This is a genomic window from Streptococcus sp. DFI.7.26, from assembly GCF_022240605.1.
GTDB lineage: Bacteria > Bacillota > Bacilli > Lactobacillales > Streptococcaceae > Streptococcus > Streptococcus xiaochunlingii.
The window spans coordinates 1-216 of the sequence record NZ_JAKOGN010000080.1; the positions used below are offsets into that span (position 1 = coordinate 1).

General features: G+C 44.9%; 1 protein-coding gene. It reads left to right on the plus strand.

Annotation, left to right across the window (positions count from 1 at the left end; translation table 11 throughout):
- A partial coding sequence (locus L0M85_RS10000) for a hypothetical protein (protein WP_238656959.1) occupies nt 1–216 on the plus strand: 216 nt, incomplete at both ends.

Sequence of the window (216 nt, forward strand, 5' to 3'; positions counted from 1 at the left end):
GTAAAAAATGATCCAATCCGCGCGGAGATGCGAAAGAATTTAGTGGGAGAGAAAATCAGTGGGTATGCTTCTTCTTCCAGCGTTCTAGCCAATACAAGCCGCCGAACACCACAACAATTAAGATTAGCACCATCCAAGCAAATTCAACCATTTTTTTCTCCCGTCGGTGGTTCTGCAGGACAGAATAACATTGCCAAGAGCAATGCTAGCACGATC